The organism is Bradyrhizobium altum (assembly GCF_020889705.1).
Lineage (GTDB): Bacteria > Pseudomonadota > Alphaproteobacteria > Rhizobiales > Xanthobacteraceae > Bradyrhizobium > Bradyrhizobium altum.
This window is the reverse complement of record NZ_JACMYP010000158.1, coordinates 1-21317: the sequence shown is the minus strand read 5'-3', so window position 1 is coordinate 21317 and position 21317 is coordinate 1. Positions and strand designations below refer to the sequence as shown.

Here is a 21317-nt window from a genome sequence, read left to right as displayed (position 1 = left end):
CAGCAGCTCACGGGAACGCAGCGATGTTGACCTCCAGCGGCGCATGCGTGTGGTTGCGCGCGATAAGCAGCTGCGCAAGACGGGCCTTCCCGTTTTCTGCAAAAGGCGGCCCTTGAGTTTCAATCTAGATTTCTGCCGAGTTTCGAGGAAAGCATCCGTGCCGGGAGGTCGTGGGGCTATGCCACGGCATGCAATGCGGTGAGCCGAAAGGCCGGAGGTCAGGCCGGCCGGGACGCTTGCGAGAGAATAGCTTCTCGTGTGTCGCTGCTTGATCATGCGCTGATTGGGAAAAAGCGGAATAAGAGCCCTTTCTATATTTGCAGCATCATTCGGTCGGCGCTCCAACAGAGCTGATGTTGCCCAGCGATCACATCAGACCCACATCCGCATCAATGTTGTCCTGGTCCTCAACGTTCATTCCGAGCCCGATACTGCTCAGCGCGTCGTCGGGCGTCCAGACCGCGGACTTCGGGACAATGTAGGTGTGCAGCGTGTTCGCATTGTTGGCGATCGCTCTCGCCCAGTGGTCGCGCGAAACAACCAGTTTGGAGGGATCCTCCACCAGCGACACGAGAAGAGATGATGCTGTCTTGCCGCGCATATGCCAACCAGCCTGAAGCGCCCGGTCCATAGTATATCGCTCCAGAGTATCTCCAACGCAAGAATGATCCCGAGCCGTGTTACGGACATGCGATATAGCGCTCGTGCTTTCTTCCGTGCGCGGCTTGCAATCATTGTCCTGGTTCTGAAAGGGCCGCAGTGTGACATATGACGACCCCGCCAAGTCGTCGAAGACGCGGTCCCGACCGACGCTGTCATCGGGAGCTGCTCGCGGGCGACCAACGTGCTGATTGCTGTTCGGCGAGGCGTCGATCTCGTTTCTGAGCGCTTCAAGCGTGACACCTGTCGGCGTTGCGGCAAGCGGAGCGCGCTGACAAATGATGTGGCTGGATATACGTGTTCGGTTACCGACACGCTGGGCCAGCGGCAGAACAGCTCAGGGCCTGTCGCCGGCCGTTATTCCAAGGAAGATCAGGGGCCGAGCGCGTTTTGAATGGTGATGGCACGGTCGTTGCTAGGGGCATTGGTACTAAGAGGCAACGATAGCTCGCGAAGGCCGATGGCGTTCAGAGACGCAGGACAAGCCATGCTCTCAATCCCGTAGACCGGTGTGCTCTCACAGAGCATCGAGCGTGCGGCAGCTACCCCTACGCGCTCAATAGAGTAATTTCATTGATGGGAGCGGTCGATGATGAGGCAAGGCAGCTTCTGATCGCGCTGCAAAAATGGAGAGTTGAAATGACGGCATCCCCAACCGTATCGGCGAGGCGTCAAACGACCGATGTGGACGCAATGATCGCTGATCTACGGTCATGCGAACTCCCGCACGACGTGGAAGTGTGCGGTATGCTCTTGCACATTCTTCCTGGTGTGCTGTCGCCACGCCTAAGTCATGCTCCCGACGCCTTGATATCGAAGTGGCACATCGAATCTGGAGCAACAGTGTTAGATCTGGGATGCGGATCAGGTGTGTTGGGCTTGGCAGCACTCCGCGCTGGAGCAGAACACCTAGTGGCTCTGGATATTAACCCGCAAGCCGTTCTCAACACAAAGCTAAACATCGAGCGGCTGGGTTATTCCGAGCACGCAGACGTGCGCCTCAGTGACATTTATTCTGCGCTGCAGCCTAAAGAAAAATTCGACCTTATTCTCTTTGCCGCACCGTATTGGAACCGAAAAGCAAAGGACGACCTGGAGCGCTCTTGCTTTGACGAAGATCACAAGGTCATGGCCGCAGCTCTAGGGGGAGCACATATCTGGCTCAATGCCGATGGTCTAATGTATGTCGTCTTTTCGGATCAGGGAGATATTGGGCGCGTCCTGAACTTGATTGATGACAGTAAGCTGCGCGTTAGAAATATGCACATTTTCCGACCATCGATTCATGGAGGGCACATCCGCATCATCTGGGAGCTCACGGTTCGGTGAAGCCGCTTCCGCTCCTGGATCCTCCCAAGCGCCGCTACTGGTCAACCTGTTAAAGTGCCAGTTCAGTGCGAGGTGTGTTCGGATTGGCAGTTCCACAACGAAGGCCGCCGGCCGAGTTAATGGGGCTGCAGAACGAGTTCGTCCGATGCAAGGCAGTCGCAGATCGCACGGCTTATGGGAGCTGACAGCGCCAGCGCCGCCCTATACCGGTCCTCTCGTGGGTGATTTGCAAGCCGATGTCGTTGTGATCGGCGGCGGATATACTGGGCTCTCTGCGGCTATTCACCTCGCGAAGGCAGGCGTGCGCGGTCTCCTGCTGGAGGCATCCGAAATTGGATTCGGTGGTTCCGGGCGCAACGTCGGGCTCGTCAATGCGGGCATGTGGGTTATGTCCGACACGCTCTCAGGTACGCTCGGCCCTCCCTTTGGAGAGCGGCTCATCGAATTACTGGGTGGAGGACCGAAGAGGTTTTGAACTGATCGAGAGACATGGGATCGACTGCGAAGTTGAGCGGGGGACCCTGCATCGCGCGGTCGGCCACCGGGCTTGGAGGAAATCCAGATACGTGCCGAACAGTGGCAGAAACGCGGCGCTCCGGTCGTGGTGCGGAGGAGACGCGCAGAAAGATTGGAGGTGGCAACTATACCGGCGCGCTGCTAGACAAGCGCGCCAGTACAATTCAGCCTCTGGCCTATGCGCGCGGCTTGGCACGCATTGCGCTTGCAGGGGCGCGAGGATATGCACTCAGACTGACGTCCTCAGAGTCGGCGAAATGGGGTTGGACTGGAGGGGCGGCACGGCGATGGGATCCGTATGTACTGAGTGGGTGATCATCGCTACCGACGCCTACGGCAAAAGACCTTGGCTGCAGGTTCAGCGAGAGCAAATTCGCCTACCTTACTTCAATTTGGCCACGCAGTCCTTATCAGATCGTCTCAGGACCTCTATCCTGCCCGAACGGCAAGGAGCATGGGACACCGGCGAGGTCCTTTCCTCGTTTCGCTTCGATCGGTCCGGTCGTCTGGTGTTCGGCAGCGTTGGAGCTCTGGAGGGTATCGCCGCCTTGGTTCACCGTGCCTGGGCGGTGAGGTCGCTGCGCAGGCTGTTTCCGCAGTTGGGTGACCACGAGTTCGAAACCTGCTGGTTCGGGATGATCGGGATGACTTCCGATCACCTGCCGCGCTTTCACAAGCTCGACCGTAACCTGGTATCCTTCGGTGGCTACAACGGGCGCGGGATTGCACCTGGACCGTCTTCGGCCTTGCGTTGGCGTCCTACGTCCTCGGCCGCCTTGCGGAAAAGGATCTACCACTCCCGGCCGCGCCGGTTGAACATCGGCGGTTTTGTGCCGCCCATGAGGCCCTCTATAGAGCAGGCTCTCAAGTGGTTCACCTCACTGAAGCGCGGCTCTAATCCGCCTAGTGTCAGTCGTATATCCGATCGGCGGGTTTCCCATCGGCGGCCATTCCCGGCACGTGGCGAGCTAATCGGCTTTGGTCGTGTGTCGTTCTACGTGAATTCTTTACATCCGCACTCGCGCGGCCCTGCCGTCACAATTATTGGTCGGCATCCATAGAGCGTCCCCACGTCTGCGGATTGGCAAATTCGCACATCCTGCAGAGCAGAAAGCCGCCCATTCCGTTCATGCGATCGACAACTTCACGAAAGATTGGTCCTTCAAAGAGATATTCGTATTCGTCGCGCAAAAGATTGCCAAGAACATGACGCCGCTCAAAATCCATGCAGCACAGAGTAACGTCGCCGTTTGGAGAAGGACATTGCGATATTGTTGTCTGCCAATACACGTCAAAGTTCCAACGGCCGGCCGTCTTGGTTTGATGATATCCGGATCAAGACGTCCTCGCCTGCTACTCAGTGGCCGCCAGCGCTCTAGCGTTTTGGCGGGAATGATGTCGGCGAGATCAGGATGGACTTTGCCCAGGACGACGAACCGAATTGAGGGAATGTTCGCCTCGAGGAGCAGGCGCATGACATTGAGATAGGACTTTCCAACGAGGCGGCTGTTCACATAAGTGCCGTCATCAGGAACGTGGACGACGAAAGCCCTGAACTGTAGCACTTGCAAGCGCCGGACCTCATTCCCGTTCATTCCGACAAGGGTCGTGAAAATTCGGATGTCATGGCCGCGTGCGTAAGCATGCTCAACCATCCTGGTGCACTCCGGATGCAGCCAAGGCTCCGAGTATCCGGCAAAACTTATGTCGGTAGCCGTTGGTACGCGTGCCAAACATCGCTCGAAATCGTGAAGGCCAAGGTGCTTCGCTTGAGACACAGGTCTTTGGCGATCGGCGAACTTGTCTTCGGGGCAATAAGAACACCGGACGATGCATCCTGCGGTCGTGGTTATCTCCAAAATCCTGCTACCAGGATTGGCTGCGCGTAAGTTTTGTAACTCCCTTGGATATACCGTCATTCTGTTCTGGCCTTTCAGGTGGCGGAGCAAGAAATTGCTGGAGAGGGAGCGGAGCGTTTGGTGCGCAGGGCTTGCTTTGCTTCTCACGGATTGCAAATCCGGGATAGGCCGCTGGCGAAAAGGGCTAGACGAAGCTGCTATGTCATGGCTGGCCATGCGCCGAGTTCGATAATCCGCTGCCGAAAGGTGGGACCCGGTCTGGCGTGTCGATTTCTCCTCTCTACGCGTCGACTGCCGCTCAGCATCGTTGCCTGTCACTGACATCCTCGTTCCGTGTCGGCACACGTCAGATGCTGGGCCCGGTGTCTTCGCTAGAAGGGGCTGCGGAGATGCTTCCGGAGCCGTGGCGATGCGAAGCCAGCATCTGACCTGCCCAAATGGGACATCCTAAAGCCTTCCGATGGCGGCGCGGGTTCCGGACTACTCTCTATGATTTGCCATTTTTGGTGCAGGTGATATTCCTCGCGAATGGTTCGGGCGCCATGAATGCGATGGACAAGCGACCGAGCATCGCAGGCCTCGGCGGCGATTGTCCGCGAAAGCTTCTTGTCCCGTTTAAGTTTCTGGTCAGGATAATGGATGAAGCAGGCTGGTTGCCATGAGAACTAATTGGCTTTTCTCAGCGGAACGGCGTTAACCGTATTCGTGGACGTACGATCAGTGTGGGTAGTGGTCACCGCACAATCCAGCGGCCAGCATGGAAGTAAGCGCGGCGTGAGGAGCCGAAGACGTCGCATTTTGCCTCTTAAAGAGGTGGGAAGCTGCGGCCGCATTGCGTCTTGTTTGATCGCGCGAGCAGCAACGTCGCTGGCATTCGGCACTGCCTGTGTAGCGCGGACGGTTCTCATCGATCCACTCGAGCAGATGGAGTTGGAAAGTCAACGCGATCCTTACCTGCCGGAAATGGTAGGGGAGACGGACCTAGGATTTGCGATACTCTGCTGGAGCGACGACCCGCTCGCAACCAAAACGCCACGCCAGCTCGAAACTATGGATCGCGATCTGTGGATCCCTTAGCTCTCGAGAGAGCAAAATCTGCGGAGACGATCATGAAAACGCAATTGGCAGACTATAGAGCCGAGGGCGCGTGTAATATCCCGCTGAGCAATCTGGATGTAAGCGAAGCCAAGCGCTTTCAAGATGATAGCATGTGGGGTTATTTCGAGCGGCTGCGACGGGAAGCTCCCGTTCACTACTGCCAAGACAGCCTCTATGGTCCATATTGGTCGCTAACGAAATACCGCGATATCGTAGAGGTAGATACCAATCACAAAATGTTCTCTTCGGAGCAGGGTGTCACCATTGCCGACGTGCCTGGCAAGCACTGGACTCAGAGTTTCATCAAGATGGGTCCGCCTAAGCATCGCGAGCAGCGTGATACTGTAAGTCCGATCGTCGCGCCAGAAAACCTGACGAAACTCGAAAGCGTGATCCGCCGTCGCGTCAGGACAATTCTGGACGGCTTGCCGCGCAACGATGACTTCAATTGGGTGGATAGGGTCTCCATCGAGTTGACGACGCAGATGCTTGCTACGCTATTCGACTTTCCGTTTGAGGATCGGCGGCTCTTAACCTACTGGTCGGACGTAGCTGTAGCAATTCCGAAAACTGGCCAGCCCATCGACAGCTGGGACAAGCGCTGTGCGATCTTGTCCGAGTGCTTGGCGTGTTTCGCGCGGCTTTGGAACGAGCGCATTAAAGCCGAGCCGCGTCTCGACCTGATTTCTATGATGGCGCACTCGCCTGCAACTCGACACATGGAGCCGAACGAGTTTCTCGGCAATCTGATTCTGCTGATCGTGGGTGGGAATGACACCACGCGCAATTCGATTACCGGCGGCCTCCTGTTCATGACCCAGCACCCCTCCGAGCTGCGAAAACTACGCGATAATCCCAAGCTGGTCTCGAGCGCCGTATCCGAGATTATTCGATATCAAACGCCCATAGCACATGTGCGGCGCAACGCTGCGGCCGATATCATCATAGGTGGGAAACAAATCAGGAAGGGCGACAAGGTCGTCATGTGGTATATCTCTGGTAACCGGGACGAAGATGTCATCGTGAACGCCGACAGCTTCGTCATCGACCGCAAGAACGTACGGCAGCATCTTTCGTTCGGATTCGGGATCCATCGTTGCGTTGGACGGCATCTTGCTGAGCTGCAGTTGAAAATCCTCTGGGAAGAAATCTTGAAGGCTGGACTGGAGATCAAGGTTGTGGGCGAGCCCGAGCGAATTGCGTCCAACTTTGTTCACGGCTATTCCGCACTTCCTGTGCAGATTGCAGCTTAGGCCATGATGCTCGGGCTTGGCGGCCGCCCAGCTGCTCAGTTTCGTCTTCTTCTTCACTCTCGTCGCTGCACAATAACGAAAGCGGTTAACCGGCGTGAGGGATGTCGGCCTCGGGAACTGGGCAGCATTCAGCAGACGTTGAGTGCCTGCGAGAAGCCATGAATGGTGGTGCCCAGCCGAGGGCCCTTGCATCTCCAACTGTCTAAGGCAGTCAGGAGATGGATTCCAGCATTGGAAGTTACCTTTGACCCAGCGTTTTCGATACGTCAGGCGATGAGCTTAGCATTGAAGATTGTAGCGGTCGGAGCGATTTTCTTTGGCGAAGCGCTTTCGATAATCGCAGGGTTGATTGCCTCAAAGCAGTTTGGAAAGGCCGGCGGGGACCTGACAACGCTCTTGCCGATGTTCCTGCTGATATCCTTCGGCGGCATCCTTGTCGTTTTCGGATATGCACTAGGATACATGCATCTAGAGAATATCTGGATCATCATTGCGATATCGGTGGGAGCAATTTTAGTGGTGGAACCGATTCTCACGCTTCTCCTGTTTCGAGACGTGCCGACGGTAGGTTCGCTAATCGGGTTGGCGCTCGGTGCGCTTGGCACGCTCGCTGCGGTATTGCTATGAGCGTATTTTAAGTACCGCTAAAATGGATGGCATCTTCAGCGAAATCGTATTTTGAAAAGGAGTTGAGCAACGTCGGTTCTGCTCAATTAGAATGCGAGAAGAAGATGTTGTTTGGACGGACGTTCCACATCTAGCCGGGATCCGCGCATCGTTTGATTCGTGAATTCTTCGGTCGAACACCAGCATCTCCTTCCCGGATAATAAGACGCTTGCGGCTGCCGAGGGTCTGCAAATCGACATCCGCCGGTACTTTCTTTCACCACGATCCTCCAGTCCGTTCCACGATGCGGGCATGCTTGTGACGGCTCTTCAGTATTCGGGATGACCCTTGGCAGGGCTGTTCCATAGACATGTCGCGCGCCATGGAAAGCTGCCCCTTCATATTGCCTCAGATGACAATGTTACCGAAGCGCACCCTAGTCTCTCCTGAAGCAGCTGCCGCGAGTCCGAGCAAGCCGCTCGCGAAGCGCGCCGTCCAGAGCGCCGTAGCGAGCGAGCGGCTTGCGGTGATTCGGCGAAAGAACCGGATTAGATCCTAAGGCACGAAGCTTGGACCGCTAGTGTGATCTCCGTGCTGCTGATGAGCTGTCGAGCGGCCTTTGATCGCCAATTCTTCACCCATCGCTGCACCGTACGCCGCTGATGCCCGCTGACCGACCAGGCGCATGCGCTTCCAGCCGGGAGAGAAGATCGACCGCGGACAAGTGCGAAGCCGCGGCGAGCCATTCCTCGATGATGGGGATGTACGGGTCGAGCATCGATGGCCGGCGTGGCACAGGCTTGCGCCGCACATAGCGGCGCCGATGAATGCCCCGCTGCTCACCATCTTTCCAACCATCGCCGAGCTCTCGGGCAAAAGCCGCCAAGTCGCTTTGCACCGGCGCGATAATCATCGCTGGCTTTCCGGCCCGCTGATCAACGCGCTTGCCCAGCTCATTTTGAGCGTCCCGCACCTGTGCCAGCAATGCCACCGGATCAAGCGTGCGGTAAATCTCCCGCAGCCTACGTTTAAATGCCTCATTGAGACTCGGGTGGACCAATGCTCTTTCGTACGGCGTAGCCGGAGGAAGATAGTTTTTGATCACCTTGGCACCTTCGCGGTGCTTCTCCTTGAGCTTAAACGAGGGCTGGAGGAAATTGATGTGCAGCCGCAAACAGGCGAGCTAACGAGCGAGCGGCATCAATGCCTTCAAACCGCCCGTACCCCACCAGGCGGCGAACGATAGCTCCGTTCTTTTGTTCAACGAATGCCTGATCGTTCTTCTTGTAGGCCCTGGAACGAGTGACTTCGACATTGTGAGAGCGGCACCACGACACGACCGTGTCGTTCATGAAGGCGCTGTCGTTGTCAAAATCGAGCCCGCGAACGGGCCAGGGAAATAGGTTCTGCGCGCGCTCGAGAGCCTCGACCACAAGAGCTGCTTCACGCACGACGAGCGGAAAGCATTCAGTCCATCCCGTCGCGATATCCACCATTGTTAGCGTCTGAATGAACGCGCCGGCTACGGACATGCCGCCGTGCGCAACCAGATCCGCTTCGCAGTACCCCGGCGGAGGCGATCCCCAGTCATTGAATGTGCGCACCGGGACCTGCCGCCGTACGGCACTGGAAAACCCCGCCCGCCGTCTGCGTCCTCCGGCTGCTGCGATCTTTACGTCGCTCAGCAGGCGATCGATCGTCGCCGCGCTCACCTTTAAAACTAGCGACCGCTCATCGGCAGAAAGCTTCAATCTGCCGTGCCGTTCAAGTGCCGGGAGCAAGAACGGGATCATTGCGACGAGCCGCTTACTGCAGAGCCGGTCAGAGGCGTCCCATAGCACAATCAGTGCAACCCGAATGGAAGCACCGTAGGTCCGGCCTCGCCGCCGCGGCACGGCCGATCCCAATGCCTCGGCCACTGACAGTGCTCGGATCGCGTGCTTGCGATGCCATCCCGTGACGGCGCAAAGCTCGTCCAGGATCCGTCCCTTCTCGAGCCGCCCGCCCGCCCGATAACGCTCGGCCAGCGCTGACGTGATCTCGCGCTTTGCGCGCATGCTGATCCTCCCTGCCATAGCCGCCACCGAACTGATTCGGCAGCTCCGCCCCAGGCGCGACAGGGAAGTTGTCCGGTAACATTTTTAGTGAGGCAATGCGCGATCAGGCCCGTCCGCTGCTCGGACCGCCACGAAACGGTCGCAAAACCGAGGATTTCCTCCGTAACGCCTACCTCGATATCCCAGCCGTCGTCGAGGCGCTGCGCCAGCACTGGATGCCCATCCGCTACGCACGCGACCGCTAAACATCGCGGACGTGGGAGCTCATACCGGTTACTTTCTATCGGCATGGCTCTTCCGGGCACGGCGCAGGCGAGTTGGCGTCGCTCTTGTGTGGTTCTTCAGCGGATTTTTGACATCCGCCCTCGCGCGGGCCTGCCCTCACGATTGCTGGTCGGCTCCCACACACCATTCCGACGTCTGCGGCTTGGCAAATTCACATATCCTGCAAAGCAGAAAGCCATCCGTTCCGTTCATGCGATCGACGATTTCGCTAAATGTTCGCCCTTCGAACAGGTCTTCGTACTCGTCGCGCAAAAGATTGCCCAGGACATGACGCCGCTCAAAATCCATGCAACACAATGTAACGTCGCCGTTTGGAAGAAGGACATTACGATACTGTTGTTTGCCCATGCATGTCAAAGGTCCGACGACCGGCTGTCGCGGCTTGATGATATTCAAATCAATATGTCCCCGCCTGCTACTCAGCGGCCGCAAGCGTTTTAGCATTTTGGCGGGAATGATGTCGGCGAGATCGGGATGGACGTTTCCGAGAACGACGAATCGAATTGAGGGAATGTTCGCCTCGACCAGTCGGCGCATGACATTGAGATAGGTCTTTCCGATAAGGCGGCTGTTCATATAAGTTCCGTCATCGGGAACGTGGACAACGAAAGCGCTGAACTGGAGCACCTGCAAGCGCCGAACGTCACTCCCGTTCATTCCGACAAGCGTCGTGAAGATTCGGACGTCGTGACCGCGTGCGTACGCATGCTCAACCATCCCGGTGCACGCCGGATGCAGCCAAGGTTCCGAGTAGCCGGCAAAACCGATGCCGGTAGCTGTTGGTACGCGTGCCAGACATCGCTTGAAATCCTGAACACCGAGGTGCTTCGCTTGGGACACGGGTCTTTGACGATCGGCGAACCTGTCCTGCGGGCAATAAGAACATCTGACGATGCATCCAGCGGTCGTGGTTATCTCCAATACCCTGCCACCAGGATGGGATGCGCGCGAGTTCTGTAACATCATATGGTATGCCGTCATTCTGCCTGGTCCTTTCAGGTGCCGGAGCAAGAAGTTGCTGGAGAAGGAGAGTCGCCATCAGTGCGCAACTGCTTGCTTTGCTCCTTACGGATCGCAATTAAAGTGCAGGTCGGTTATCGAAATGGCCTAAACGAAGCTCCAGTATCACGGCTCACAATGCGCCGAGTTTCGATATTGCGCGCACTGAAGGACTACCGATCTGCCGTGTCGAATACTGCTCTCTACGCGTTGAGCGCCGCTTAGTACGGTTGGGCTGTCACTTACATCCTCGTTTCGTTTCGGCCGTCAGGTGCTGGGTTCGATGTCCTCGCGTAAGGGTCTGTGGAGACGCTTTTCGGAGCAGTAGTGATGCTTAGCCTGCATCTGAGCGGGCCAAACGGGCGTCTCAAATTTCTCCCGATGGCGGCGCGGATTTCCGGCCACAGTTTCATTTGCCGCGCAGGGGATAGCCCATCGCGAATGGTTCGGACCATAAATGGGATAGATATAGGATCGAGCATCGCAGCCCTTGGCTGCGATCCTCCGCGAAAGCTTCTGTCGGTCAGGACGATGGATGAAGCAGGCCGCTTGCCAGTTGAACAACAAATTAGTGTCCCTCGGCGCGGAGCGGCGCTAACGGATCTGGTCGGCGACAATCAGCGCTAGTGATTGCCACGGCACCGATGCGGACAACGGGTAACAACTTCAAGTGCGACCGTGACGAGCCAAAGATGTCGCATTTGGTACTTTTAAAAAGTGGAAAGCGGCTGCCACATGGCGCCTGTTTGATAGGTCGAGCAGCGATTTAGCCGGCATTAGGCGGCACCGGTGTGGCGATGATGGCTCTCAGATCCACTGGAGCAGATGAGTTGGAAAGTCAATCCGATCCTTACTGCCGGAAATGGTAGGGGAGACCTCCTGCGCTTTGGGGGATACTCTGTTTGGAGCGACGACCTGCTCGCAATCAAAGCGCCACAGTAGTCGACACCATGGATCGCGACCACGCGGATCCGTAAGCTCTTGAGCGAGCAGAATCGGCGGGAGACGATCATGAAAACGCGATTGGCAGACTTGGGAGCCGATGATGCGTCAAGTATTCCGCTGAGCAGCCTGGATGTAAGCGAAGCCAAGCGCTTTCAAGATGATAGCATATGGGGGTGCTTTGAGCGGCTGCGAAGGGAAGATCCCGTTCACTACTGCCAAGACAGCCGCTATGGCCCATATTGGTCCCTCACGAAATACCGCGATATTGTAGCAGTAGATACAAATCACAGAACATTTTCGTCGGAGCAAGGTATCACTATCGTCGACGTGCCTGACGAGCACTGGACCCCAAGTTTCATCAAGATGGGGCCTCCGAAACATGCCGAGCAGCGCAATGCCGTAAGTCCGATAGTTGCACCGGATAACCTGACGAAGCTCGAAAGCCTGATCCGCTCTCGGGTCAGGGCAATTCTGGACGGCTTGCCACGCAATGAACCGTTCAATTGGGTCGACATGGTGTCCATCGAGTTGACGACGCAGATGCTGGCCACACTCTTCGACTTTCCCTTCGAAGACCGGCGACTCTTGACCCATTGGTCGGATGTCGCTGTCACTCCTCCGAGAGCAGGTCATGCGGTCGACAGCTGGGACAAACGAAGTACAATCTTGTCCGGATGCCTGGACTATTTCACCCGACTTTGGCACGAGCGCATCGATGCCGAGCCGCGTCTCGACCTCATTTCCTTGATGGCGCACTCGCCCGCCACGCGCCATATGACGCCGGATGAGTTTCTCGGGAATCTGCTCCTGCTGATCGTGGGAGGCAACGACACCACCCGCAACTCGATTACCGGCGGCGTCCTGTTCATGAATCAGCACCCGGGCGAGCTACGAAAACTAAGCGACAATCCGGGGCTGGTGGCGAGTGCCGTGTCCGAGATTATTCGATACCAGACGCCGATCGCACATATGCGACGTAACGCTGCAGCAGATTGCATCATAGGTGGGAAGCAAATCAGGAAGGGCGACAAGGTCGTCATGTGGTACATCTCTGGCAACCGGGACGAAGAGGTCATCGAGAACGCCGACAGCTTCGTCATCGACCGCAAGAATGTGCGGCAGCATCTTTCGTTCGGATTCGGCATCCATCGGTGCGTTGGTCGACATCTTGCGGAACTGCAGTTGAAAGTCCTCTGGGAAGAGATTTTGGATGCGCGACTGGAGGTCAAGGTTGTCGGCGAACCCGAGCGAATTGCATCTAACTTCGTGCACGGCTATTCCGCACTTCCCGTGCGGATTGCAGCCTAGGCCCTGATCGCGCCGGTGTGGCAGCCGGCACGCGGTTGGGTTGGGCTCGCCCTGAACGATCTTCGCTGCTCCAAGCAGCGAAGATGGTTTGATTGACGCGAAGTGCTGCAGGTCGGGGTCCAGTCAACAACCGGGCAGACGTTTGAAGTGCCCGTGAGGAGCGATAGGCGTGGCGCGCGCGGGCGCCTTGCAAGCGCCTGACAGGCCGAAAAGGCAACCTCAGCGGTTACTCCGATGCCCCGTCTCCGGTTGCCTTGGATAGCCGGAACCGTAGAGGCCGATGAGCTTGATATTGAAGATTGTAGCGGTGGCAGCGATTTTCCTTGGAGAAGCGCTTTCGATCATCGCCGAGCTGATTGCCTTCACGGCAGTTTGGAAAGGCCAGCGGTGATCTGGCAATACTGTTGCCGATGTTTCTCCTGATATCCTTCGGTGGCATCCTGCTCGTTTTCGGATACGCGCTAGGCTACATGCATCTGAAGAATATCTGGATCATTGTCGCAATATCGGTCGGAACTATTCTGGTGGTGGAGCCGATACTCACCCTTCTGCTCTTTCGGGATCTGCCGACAGCCGGTTCGCTGATCGGGCTGACGCTCGGCGCACTTGGTGCGTTCGCTGCCATATTTCTGTAAGGTGGGTCTGACCGGGCCTGGATGGGCGGCGGCTTCGCGAGATATGTTTTGCAAAGGATTTACGAAACGTCGATTCTGCACGATTCGTGCGTTGGGAGAAAATGTTGTTGCTCATGGCCTTCTACGTCTCGCCACAATCGGTGTATGGCCGCTCGGTTCGTGAGCTCTTCGGTGTAAGTCTCCTTCCTAAGAGCGGAACGCGTGCGGCAGCCGTAGGTCAGCCATCCGAGTATACGCAGGTCATTTCTGCCTGACCACAACTCACTATTCAGGGCGCGAGCGTTCTCCTCGCTGCTTTCCAGCGTTTGGGATGGCTTTGGCCCAGTTCGTGTGCACGAAGCCACCGGTAGAGGGGAGGGACTCTTACGGATCGCCTCGCGGCCGATACTGTCGCAGTCCACAGTGCAGATAACGGCGAGGCGCCTCGCGCAGCAGTTATGTGCTGCTAGTGACTGTCCCGCAGCTGACGCGGCCATTTCCACATCGCGGCCCCCAACGGTACAGCAGCTGCGAAAGTGGACCCACGGCGACTTCGGCCTTCTTGTGCATCCGGAAAAAAACGCTCTCGGTCAGCTACTCGTCAGCCAAGCGCGCTATCCGGGCAGACTGCACATTGTCGAATTTATCGGAGATAAGATATGAGAGGCGTTGGCCGAGCTGGCACATCGCATGTTGGGGCTGCGGGATCCGACAGCGCCGGGGGGTTAAGCAGTTCGAGCCTAGAGCCCCGCCTCGTCCCAGGGGAACGCAGTCAATCTTTCGACGCCGTCGTGGAGCGGATGCGCTCCGGTCCTCAAGATAGAACCGCGCCGCTCGCGAACCAGCCACCAACTTCGGATGTGGTGGCGCCAACGCGGGACGAGATCAACGCAGCAAAGCGAGAGTTGGGCAGCCTGCTTGAGGAGTTCAATACTTGTCGTCGGGCGGCCTCGCACGCCCCGAACTTTCCCGAGGCGCAAGAGCTGATCGACCAAGTCGTTAGGGCAGGCTCAGCAATTCTGGACTACTACGCCCATCTGCCCCCAGATTTGGCGCGGCGCATTCTGCCCGACGAGCGGGCTCGCCGGTTCCGCGATGACACGCTGGACGCGGGCGCCGAATGTAACGCGGTGGCCACGCAGATTATCTACCAACTTGAGGAAAACAGAAAGACAGCAGCAGGATGGCTCGAGAAGGTCAAAGGCACCGCTACGCCCGACCAGCTGAGCCGCGTGGTTGCAAGCGTGGCGGAACACTATGCGGCCTGCATGGAGTGGTGGGGAAAGAAGGCACTGCGCTCGGAGCGGATGCAGACCGTCTGCGCGGCGACTGCCGACTTGCCAAGCGCTACGGCCGAGATGCGCAAGGCCGAAGAGGCTGCACTGCGACTGCATACCGGCTGGGCACTCAATACGAAATGCATGTATCTGCAACAGCTGATCGCTCTCGCGCAGGTCTTGATTGATGTGCAAGCGAGCACGTTCGGACCAGCCGTACACGAATTTCTCATGGACGGGAACGGGCGGGTGCGTCTGCTCGGTACCTTCATCCGGGATGTTTTTCCGGCGTTCGTCTCGACCATGGAGGCCGTTCTGAACAGCAACGGGGCGCCGCTCGACGCCGAGCATCGCGCCGTTCTGGAAGGAGTCATGGAGCGGCTTTCGGAATTCGCTTCAGGGGTGAGCTCAATGGTTGCCACGCTGAGGGAGGCCGGAACGGGAGCTGACCTTCCGTTGGGATTGCTGGACGAGATCGTGGAAGGTGCGTGGCTTACGGCGAACGAAGTCATGCGGCTGCTGGCAGTGCAGCCAAAGTTAGCAGCCACGATTGAACCGCCGGCTTGGGCTGCGCTGGCGGAAAATACCGCCGTGGTGGGCGAAGGCAGTGCAGCGCGCAGAAAGGGCAAAGGAAGGCGCGCAGCGGCCGCAGGCGAGGGGAGTTCGACGGCCCGCCCGCCCGAGCCGCAACTCGCCAGGCTCGATGCGGCCACGGCCTCGACAGGCAAGGTTATCGTGCTCTCGGATCTCGGTACCAAGAAACTCGCGACCGCGGAGGAGGTACGCGCGAGGGCGTCATCCACCACCGAGCACCTCCAGATGTGGCAGGCTCCGCCCTCCAGGAAAGCACTGGCGGGATTACTCGAGCGACTGGATGAGCTGCTGCAGTTCGATCTGCCGGCTCAGCAAAGCGCCGTCTCGCAAGCGCGCCAGATGAAACCCGAGGACGCCGACCACGTCTTGGATCTCGTCATTAAGCGCTCGCAGACGCAGGCCGCCGAGATTGAGGCCTGTGTAGCCGCGCTGGAGGAGCCTCGCCGACGTGGCCTACTCACGGCTGCGCAAGTGCCCGAAGTGCACGAAAAAATAGTCCGGCTCAAGACGATGTGGTCCCAGGTGCAGGGACAGGCAAACTCATTGAACGCGGGAAAGGCAGCGATCACGAGCGATTGCATGAAGACCTATGCGTTTCCATCGCAAAATTACCTTGAACAGTTGCGGGCGGCGGGGGAACTGGCGTCAGTGGATCCACCGCGTGCCTTGAAGGAGGAGCCAGGGACGCTGTTCGAGATCAAGCTGCAGCCCAAGGCGCTCCGCAGTGGTGCGACGCCAAGCCCGATGTGGGTGCACATCCATACCAAGCGGCCGGTATATGCCTGGCAATTGGCAACGCTGGGCGACCGCGACTTCGCCGCTTGCCACGTGAAGTCCAATGAACAGCGCGGCTATAATCAGAACTGGCAGAACGCTCGAGCCGCCGAGGGGCACGAGAACGTCGTGATCCACCGCGGCAAGCTCACACCTGCGTTTTGTAGGTCGTTGTTGAGCACCGCAGCTGGCGGCCAGGCGTGGTACCACCTTCCCGATCCGGGACACGTGTCGGCGCAGATGGGGCGACTGGGAATCTAGTGAGCTTCTTGTCTCGCGGCAGTAAGCCGTTCGATGGCAGCTTTCATGCCTCCAGGTCGGCTCGGCGGATTACCTGAGCCGCACCGGGCCCTTCAACTCCATCTCCCAAAGGATGGAACTCGGGGGAAGAAAACACGCACCAAATCAACGAGAGGCTCGTCGGCCGGCGAGCCGGATCATTTTCGATCACCGGCAAGTAAGCTCTCACTAGGAGGCGATTGGTGGCGCCGAAGATCGGCGCGCGGGCAGGAAGCTATAGCCGCTGAGCGCGGCAGGCGGAAACATGTGCTTGGTCCCGGCGGACGATCCGGTTGGATGTAGCCGCGCTCGGCCTGAAAGGCCTGCATGTCCGCCGCGAACTGACGGGCAAAGCTCCGGTGGGATTTGGCTTTCGGATGGTTGGCTATAGCGCGACAATCTGGCTGGGCACTGTCATCCTCATTGCCGCGCGGCAGTTGGCATGCCCGAGAGACAAGCATGCCCTCCGGTTTGACGAATCGACTTTGCAATGCACAATGACGCCGCCTATCCGTTTGCTTCTCTTGATAAGGCGACGAGAGCCCCAGCATCCCGGCCTCCAGGTCCCCCAGAAGATGCTGGGGCTTTTCGTTCTTCCTTGAGTGTCTCAGCCGCGTGAGGGCGGAGCTGCTTCTTGTCAAAGGCTCACGGCGGCAATTCCAATACCGGAATTCACATCGATATAGAGGCGGCAATTTACTGTTCGATCGCCATCACACACTGAGTAAGGATGGCATCGCTGAATAAGCGATGCCTCCGCAGCCCGATCAGCATGCCGGGCTCTGTCCACTGAGCGCGGCGCGAGCTCACGACAGCAATCTGTACCATTGGTCTAACCGATCTTTACAGCTCGATGCCGTGCGCCCCAAGCACCCGGTGCATCACCTCGCTTTTGATCTCGAGGGCGATCTCGTTAGGGTTTGAGGTCCGAGCGTCCGCTCGGCATCGGCATCGCCCGCTAGGCCCACTTCGGCGAGCCCTTGGTTCAGCCGAACTTGAAACTCCTCGCCCATCGCATCGACGAGCCGCTCCTCCATTTCTGCATGCTCTTCGGGGGCAGTGCGCCTGAGCACCGTTTCCCAAGGTTGCCAACGCGTTGCTAGATAGTCCGCAAAGCCTGTGGCTTCCCGCTGTCGCACCGTTGCGATCGCGCTCGCAACGTCGTCGCCGGTAACGTGAGAGACCGTCAAAAAGCGCATGTCGGGGGCGACGTGTCGCAGCTCCAGCGGCTCGCGCAACTGGGTCTGGTAGGCGAGGTAGACCTCGATCTCGTCGACCGGCTGTCCGCGATCCTTGAATTAACACTTCATTCTCTCACTCATCGCTCTGGCAGATTATTATTCTGACGCGCCACCGATCATATCGGCTGACTTCTGTCCATCTCCTCGCCTGCCCGCAATCGATAACGACTTTGGCCGCCTGAGCGAATCAAGCGATATCGCCGTCCAGATCGAACGCGCAATACGCGGCCGACGCATCCTGCTCCGCATGAAGTCCCATCGTCCAGACCTGCGCATGGGTTCAGTTCGGCAGGACGAGATAGTGGAAAGCACGCCGCGCATCGATCTCCCCGCCCCCGTTAGTCGTCCCTGAAGAACCCTGACTATAGGCAGAGGCCGTAGAACCAGGTCGGACTTGTAAGGCTTCGCCCCCCGGTCCTTCAGGGCGCTATGCCTGACGTTGAGCCACAGACGCGCCTGGTCAGCCTTGCCATCGTATCCCCGGGCGAGGTCGCCGGACGTGGTCAGAATATTGCCAAGAGCCGGCAATGACGGTATCGCGGCGAGCGCTTCAAGCGCGCGCAACGCAAAAAGACGGAAAGGTTCCGAATCCCAAACTGCGAGCCGAAGCACGATAGCCGCATATCGTCATCTGACCGAAAGATCGATCAGCTAATCGTCTTTAGGCAGTATGCGCGCGAGTTGGTCCTCGACCCCCACATTGTAAGCCTGAGAAAGGGCGGCAACATGGAGGCCAACAGCCGCACGGAGTTCTCCTAGGGCGAAATAAAAGTCGGTCTCGGCCCGTCCCGGACCACCTATCTGCGAAAGAAATTGGTGACAAGCCCGTCGTATCCCGCGTACAGCGGCCTCAGCAGGTGATTTGCTATCGAGCTTGCCAATAACATTGGTGCACTCGCTGCGTATGTCGTCAACAGACGGATCGGCCTTTTCCCGCATCTGCTGATCGGGCGTATTGAACAATATACGGCGATCTTCCATGTACGCAAATCAATCCTTGGACCGCTTTTTGTTCTGCGTCGCTTACCTCCCCCTACGCCACCACCGATACCAAGAACGCTAAGGGAAACTGATTTTACTCGGACCTTTTTCCCGTGAGAGGCCATGTTCGTCTCCTGTAGCTGAACAGGTGCTTCGAATTGATGCCGACCCCAATCTGGTCACCGAAATAGGATACAACCCGTCGCCCTCCAAGGAAGCACCTTCTGGGCAGGAGACTACCATAAAGCGGGTGAACCGGCCCCAACCAACTCAGGTTTCGGCTCGCGATCGAGAAACGCGTTCCAAGGCTTCTCCAATGCGCGCGTCATGCTCTGCCTGAGCAAGTCTAATCTCGAGTGAGGCGGGCGTTGCAGCCCCGTCTGAAATGTAGCGACCGTACGCCCCGAAATCCCATGACTTTACAAAAGCCAACTTATCGCTCGGATCATATCCTTGCAGCAAATCAGCGATATCGTACAGCTTCTCGGGCATTCTATAACCGGGCGATTCGCCAGTCATCGCGAGGGTCTTCTAAAATGAGCCTGCGGCGTTCCGTCGTAAAACAATTCAAGCGCTAGATTGCACTATGGACCATTTTCTAGCTAAAGTCGAACAAACGGATCAAAAATAATCATCTTACTTACTTCGAGGATGGGCTCATGAGCGGTCGATTCAAATTTGCGAAGCGCCGAATTCTTCTGTCGTTGATTTTGACCCTGACAACTTCCAATGCATGGGCCTGGGGCGAAGAAGGGCATTCGATCGTCACTGAAATCGCACAGCGGCGGCTCTCTCAGAACGCGGCGCAGGCCATAACCTAGATACTTCAGGCGAGCCCCAACGCGGCACGACCCCGTCACTTGCCTCGATTTCGACCTGGGCTGACGAGGTCCGCTACAATGGTCCAAAGCCGAATGAGACCTATAACTGGCATTTCGTCGATATTCCGCGACAGGACACGCACTACGATCCGGCAACAGAGTGCCCCAAGGAGAAGCCTGAGCAAGGCGACTGCGTCATTAACGAGCTCTCGCGTTTAAAGAATGACCTGCGTTGCACCGCCGGCGACAACAGCTTCGAGCCCTCAAATTCGCCGTTCACTTCGTCGGTGACATTCATCAGCCGTTTCACACGATATGGGAAAGCAGCGGCGGCAACGGGATCGCAATCAAGGTGATCCAGTTCAAGGGCAAGACCTGCACGGCGGACAAGTGTTCGACGCCGCCCGACAATCTTCACAAGATGTGGGAGACGACCTTGATACGCGCGATGGAGTACAATTGGCCGACTTCTGTCGATAATCTTGAGTCAGGTTGGCTGACCAGCGATGCTGCGAAGACCGACACCAAGCACGATCCGGTCATGTGGACTGAGGATGCTCACAATGAAGCGATCGCCCGCAATATCTGGGTAGCTGGTGATACCCTGGACCAAGCTTATTACGATCGGGCTACACCACTCGTAACGCAGCAACTCGGCTTCGCTGGCCTACGCTTGGCGCGGTACCTGAACGACGTCTTCAGTTCGTCGCAGTGCCCTTATACCTACCAAGTGACAGCTCCGACTAACGGATAACCATCTGGCCAGGAAGCGCAGAAGATGACGTCGGCAAACCCAAGCTGCGAGACGCGTGAGGACCTCATCTCGTTGGGCCAGCATTTGCCCCTCCTGGCTGAGGCACTGCACGGTCCCGACGATGTAAGCATTGTTGCCATCGGTTCTTCGTCGACGGTAGGCGAAGGAGCGAGTTCAAAGGAGAACTCGTACCCGAACAAGCTCGCGCCCGCGCTGAGCGCCCGCTTCCCGGGCCCAAAGATCAATATGCATAATGTCGGCTTAAACGGCCAAGAGGCGCCAGACGAGGCTGCGCGATTCAAGAACGACGTGCTCGCGTTCAAACCAGCGCTGGTAATTTGGCAAATCGGCACGAACGCCGCATGGAAAGACTAATTTCTAGACGACGTTGGAGCGGCCATTCTTCGGGGCCTAGATCACCTCTCGGGCGCGAACGCCGACGTAGTCCTTATGAGCCTTCAATGCGCACCCGCTGTGCTTGACCAACAGGAGAGGCCGACCGCCGCGACCGAAGAGATGCTCCGTATCATCGGCAAGATTTCGACGGAGCACGACGTCGCTCTGTTCCGCCGCTTTGAACTCATGCGCAGCTGGCACCTCGATCGTGGGCCCCTTTGATCAGATGATCAGCAATTTTGACGGTAAGCGCGAATTTCTCCGCACCTTTTGCTTTTGAGTGCTCTGATGCATGAGGTGTCCACCAAATAGGTGGACACCTTGTGATGGCAGCGGATGATCAGAAACTGCGGGTCAGGCTTGTTGGCCGGAACGGTCGCCGGCGCTACGAGGCGGCATCGAAAGAGCGTCTTGTCACGGCCTGCCTTGAGCCTGGGGTTTCGGTATCGAGGCTTGCGCTCGAACATGGGGTCAACGCGAACCTGCTTCGGAAGTGGATCAAGAAGCACACCGCGACCAGGTCGCTGCCGCCGTCCTCACGCCCGGCGTTCATCCCGGTTCAGCTTGAGGGGTCCGCCGATCGAGCCCTGTCGCGGCAAGACGGCGTGGCGACGGTGGATTTGCCGGCGACTTGCGATGAAGTGCGTGCTTCGGAACCCAAAGGGACTGC

General features: G+C 57.7%; 18 protein-coding genes and 3 pseudogenes. 12 read left to right on the top strand and 9 right to left on the bottom strand.

Annotation, left to right across the window (positions count from 1 at the left end; all coding sequences use genetic code 11):
• Positions 1–367 precede the first annotated feature (367 nt).
• The gene (locus H8B02_RS30645; protein ID WP_229169637.1) at positions 368–631 is read right to left on the bottom strand and encodes a hypothetical protein; all 264 of its coding nucleotides are present in this window, start codon (positions 629–631) and stop codon (positions 368–370) included.
• Positions 632–1236: 605 nt separating this feature from the next.
• On the opposite strand from H8B02_RS30645, the gene H8B02_RS30640 reads away from it, so the two are divergent.
• Positions 1237–1989: a 50S ribosomal protein L11 methyltransferase gene (locus tag H8B02_RS30640; RefSeq protein ID WP_229169639.1), complete on the top strand. Its 753-nt coding sequence runs from the start codon at positions 1237–1239 to the stop codon at positions 1987–1989.
• A 145-nt stretch (positions 1990–2134) separates the two neighbouring features.
• Positions 2135–3403 (top strand): annotated as a pseudogene (locus H8B02_RS48155) (NAD(P)/FAD-dependent oxidoreductase).
• Positions 3404–3546: 143 nt separating this feature from the next.
• On the opposite strand, the gene H8B02_RS30625 reads toward H8B02_RS48155, so the two are convergent.
• Positions 3547–3732, bottom strand: coding sequence for a hypothetical protein (locus H8B02_RS30625; protein ID WP_229169638.1), 186 nt, complete (start codon positions 3730–3732; stop codon positions 3547–3549).
• A 1741-nt stretch (positions 3733–5473) separates the two neighbouring features.
• On the opposite strand from H8B02_RS30625, the gene H8B02_RS30620 reads away from it, so the two are divergent.
• Together H8B02_RS30620 and H8B02_RS30615 are read left to right on the top strand one after the other, a co-directional pair.
• The gene (locus tag H8B02_RS30620; RefSeq protein ID WP_229169636.1) at positions 5474–6715 is read left to right on the top strand and encodes a cytochrome P450; all 1242 of its coding nucleotides are present in this window, start codon (positions 5474–5476) and stop codon (positions 6713–6715) included.
• Between the two features lie 231 nt (positions 6716–6946).
• Positions 6947–7342: a hypothetical protein gene (locus tag H8B02_RS30615; RefSeq protein WP_229169635.1), complete on the top strand. Its 396-nt coding sequence runs from the start codon at positions 6947–6949 to the stop codon at positions 7340–7342.
• Between the two features lie 528 nt (positions 7343–7870).
• Here the strand turns inward: H8B02_RS30615 and H8B02_RS49385 are convergent.
• The 3 genes from H8B02_RS49385 to H8B02_RS30605 are packed head-to-tail and all read right to left on the bottom strand — an operon-like array spanning position 7871 to position 9379.
• Positions 7871–7960 carry a hypothetical protein gene (locus H8B02_RS49385; protein ID WP_512699916.1) on the bottom strand — a complete coding sequence of 30 codons (90 nt, stop codon included), beginning with the start codon at positions 7958–7960 and terminating at the stop codon, positions 7871–7873.
• Complete coding sequence (locus H8B02_RS30610) at positions 7957–8496, bottom strand: hypothetical protein (protein WP_229169634.1); 540 nt, start codon at positions 8494–8496, stop codon at positions 7957–7959. The genes H8B02_RS49385 and H8B02_RS30610 overlap by 4 nt, the downstream gene beginning before the upstream one ends.
• Positions 8459–9379 carry an integrase catalytic domain-containing protein gene (locus H8B02_RS30605; RefSeq protein WP_229169633.1) on the bottom strand — a complete coding sequence of 307 codons (921 nt, stop codon included), beginning with the start codon at positions 9377–9379 and terminating at the stop codon, positions 8459–8461. Before H8B02_RS30605 ends, H8B02_RS30610 begins: the two co-directional genes overlap by 38 nt.
• Before the next feature lie 95 nt (positions 9380–9474).
• Between H8B02_RS30605 and H8B02_RS30600 the strand changes: the two genes are divergently transcribed.
• Complete coding sequence (locus tag H8B02_RS30600) at positions 9475–9624, top strand: hypothetical protein (protein ID WP_229169632.1); 150 nt, start codon at positions 9475–9477, stop codon at positions 9622–9624.
• 136 nt (positions 9625–9760) lie between these two features.
• Here H8B02_RS30600 and H8B02_RS30595 read toward each other — a convergent pair whose 3' ends face one another.
• Positions 9761–10504: a radical SAM/SPASM domain-containing protein gene (locus H8B02_RS30595; protein WP_229169631.1), complete on the bottom strand. Its 744-nt coding sequence runs from the start codon at positions 10502–10504 to the stop codon at positions 9761–9763.
• Between the two features lie 1170 nt (positions 10505–11674).
• Here H8B02_RS30595 and H8B02_RS30590 point away from each other — a divergent pair.
• From H8B02_RS30590 to H8B02_RS30580, 3 genes are all read left to right on the top strand, one after another.
• Positions 11675–12916 (top strand): cytochrome P450, encoded by a 1242-nt coding sequence (locus tag H8B02_RS30590; protein WP_229169630.1) that lies wholly within the window; start codon positions 11675–11677, stop codon positions 12914–12916.
• Between the two features lie 404 nt (positions 12917–13320).
• Positions 13321–13551: a hypothetical protein gene (locus H8B02_RS30585; RefSeq protein ID WP_229169629.1), complete on the top strand. Its 231-nt coding sequence runs from the start codon at positions 13321–13323 to the stop codon at positions 13549–13551.
• A gap of 638 nt (positions 13552–14189) precedes the next feature.
• Positions 14190–16436, top strand: a complete 2247-nt coding sequence (locus H8B02_RS30580; protein WP_229169628.1) for a T3SS effector XopP-like protein — start codon at positions 14190–14192, stop codon at positions 16434–16436.
• A gap of 861 nt (positions 16437–17297) precedes the next feature.
• Here the strand turns inward: H8B02_RS30580 and H8B02_RS30575 are convergent.
• The 3 genes and pseudogenes from H8B02_RS30575 to H8B02_RS30565 all read right to left on the bottom strand — a co-directional run.
• Positions 17298–17731: pseudogene (locus tag H8B02_RS30575) on the bottom strand (NEL-type E3 ubiquitin ligase domain-containing protein); the annotation flags it as partial.
• A 615-nt stretch (positions 17732–18346) separates the two neighbouring features.
• Positions 18347–18676, bottom strand: a complete 330-nt coding sequence (locus H8B02_RS30570) for a DUF6650 family protein (RefSeq protein WP_229169627.1) — start codon at positions 18674–18676, stop codon at positions 18347–18349.
• A 270-nt stretch (positions 18677–18946) separates the two neighbouring features.
• Positions 18947–19195, bottom strand: a complete 249-nt coding sequence (locus H8B02_RS30565) for a hypothetical protein (protein ID WP_229169626.1) — start codon at positions 19193–19195, stop codon at positions 18947–18949.
• A 140-nt stretch (positions 19196–19335) separates the two neighbouring features.
• Here H8B02_RS30565 and H8B02_RS30560 point away from each other — a divergent pair, with 140 nt between their 5' ends.
• The 4 genes and pseudogenes from H8B02_RS30560 to tnpA form a co-directional block, all read left to right on the top strand.
• Complete coding sequence (locus tag H8B02_RS30560) at positions 19336–19497, top strand: hypothetical protein (RefSeq protein ID WP_229169625.1); 162 nt, start codon at positions 19336–19338, stop codon at positions 19495–19497.
• Positions 19498–19544: 47 nt separating this feature from the next.
• Positions 19545–20251: pseudogene (locus H8B02_RS30555) on the top strand (S1/P1 nuclease).
• A gap of 24 nt (positions 20252–20275) precedes the next feature.
• Positions 20276–20626, top strand: a complete 351-nt coding sequence (locus H8B02_RS30550; RefSeq protein WP_229169623.1) for an SGNH/GDSL hydrolase family protein — start codon at positions 20276–20278, stop codon at positions 20624–20626.
• Between the two features lie 347 nt (positions 20627–20973).
• Positions 20974–21317, top strand: a 344-nt coding sequence (tnpA, locus tag H8B02_RS30545) for an IS66-like element accessory protein TnpA (protein ID WP_229169622.1), incomplete at its 3' end; no start/stop codon positions are given.

Coding starts and splice junctions, on each gene's coding strand:
- H8B02_RS30590 (WP_229169630.1), top strand. CDS start 11,675: ATGAAAACGCGATTGGCAGACTTGGGAGCCGATGATGCGTCAAGTATT.
- H8B02_RS30605 (WP_229169633.1), bottom strand. CDS start 9,379: ATGCGCGCAAAGCGCGAGATCACGTCAGCGCTGGCCGAGCGTTATCGG.
- H8B02_RS30625 (WP_229169638.1), bottom strand. CDS start 3,732: ATGGATTTTGAGCGGCGTCATGTTCTTGGCAATCTTTTGCGCGACGAA.
- H8B02_RS30565 (WP_229169626.1), bottom strand. CDS start 19,195: ATGACTGGCGAATCGCCCGGTTATAGAATGCCCGAGAAGCTGTACGAT.
- H8B02_RS30560 (WP_229169625.1), top strand. CDS start 19,336: ATGAGCGGTCGATTCAAATTTGCGAAGCGCCGAATTCTTCTGTCGTTG.
- H8B02_RS30580 (WP_229169628.1), top strand. CDS start 14,190: ATGAGAGGCGTTGGCCGAGCTGGCACATCGCATGTTGGGGCTGCGGGA.
- H8B02_RS30570 (WP_229169627.1), bottom strand. CDS start 18,676: ATGGAAGATCGCCGTATATTGTTCAATACGCCCGATCAGCAGATGCGG.
- H8B02_RS30600 (WP_229169632.1), top strand. CDS start 9,475: ATGCGCGATCAGGCCCGTCCGCTGCTCGGACCGCCACGAAACGGTCGC.
- H8B02_RS30620 (WP_229169636.1), top strand. CDS start 5,474: ATGAAAACGCAATTGGCAGACTATAGAGCCGAGGGCGCGTGTAATATC.
- H8B02_RS30640 (WP_229169639.1), top strand. CDS start 1,237: ATGGGAGCGGTCGATGATGAGGCAAGGCAGCTTCTGATCGCGCTGCAA.
- H8B02_RS30645 (WP_229169637.1), bottom strand. CDS start 631: ATGGACCGGGCGCTTCAGGCTGGTTGGCATATGCGCGGCAAGACAGCA.
- H8B02_RS30550 (WP_229169623.1), top strand. CDS start 20,276: ATGACGTCGGCAAACCCAAGCTGCGAGACGCGTGAGGACCTCATCTCG.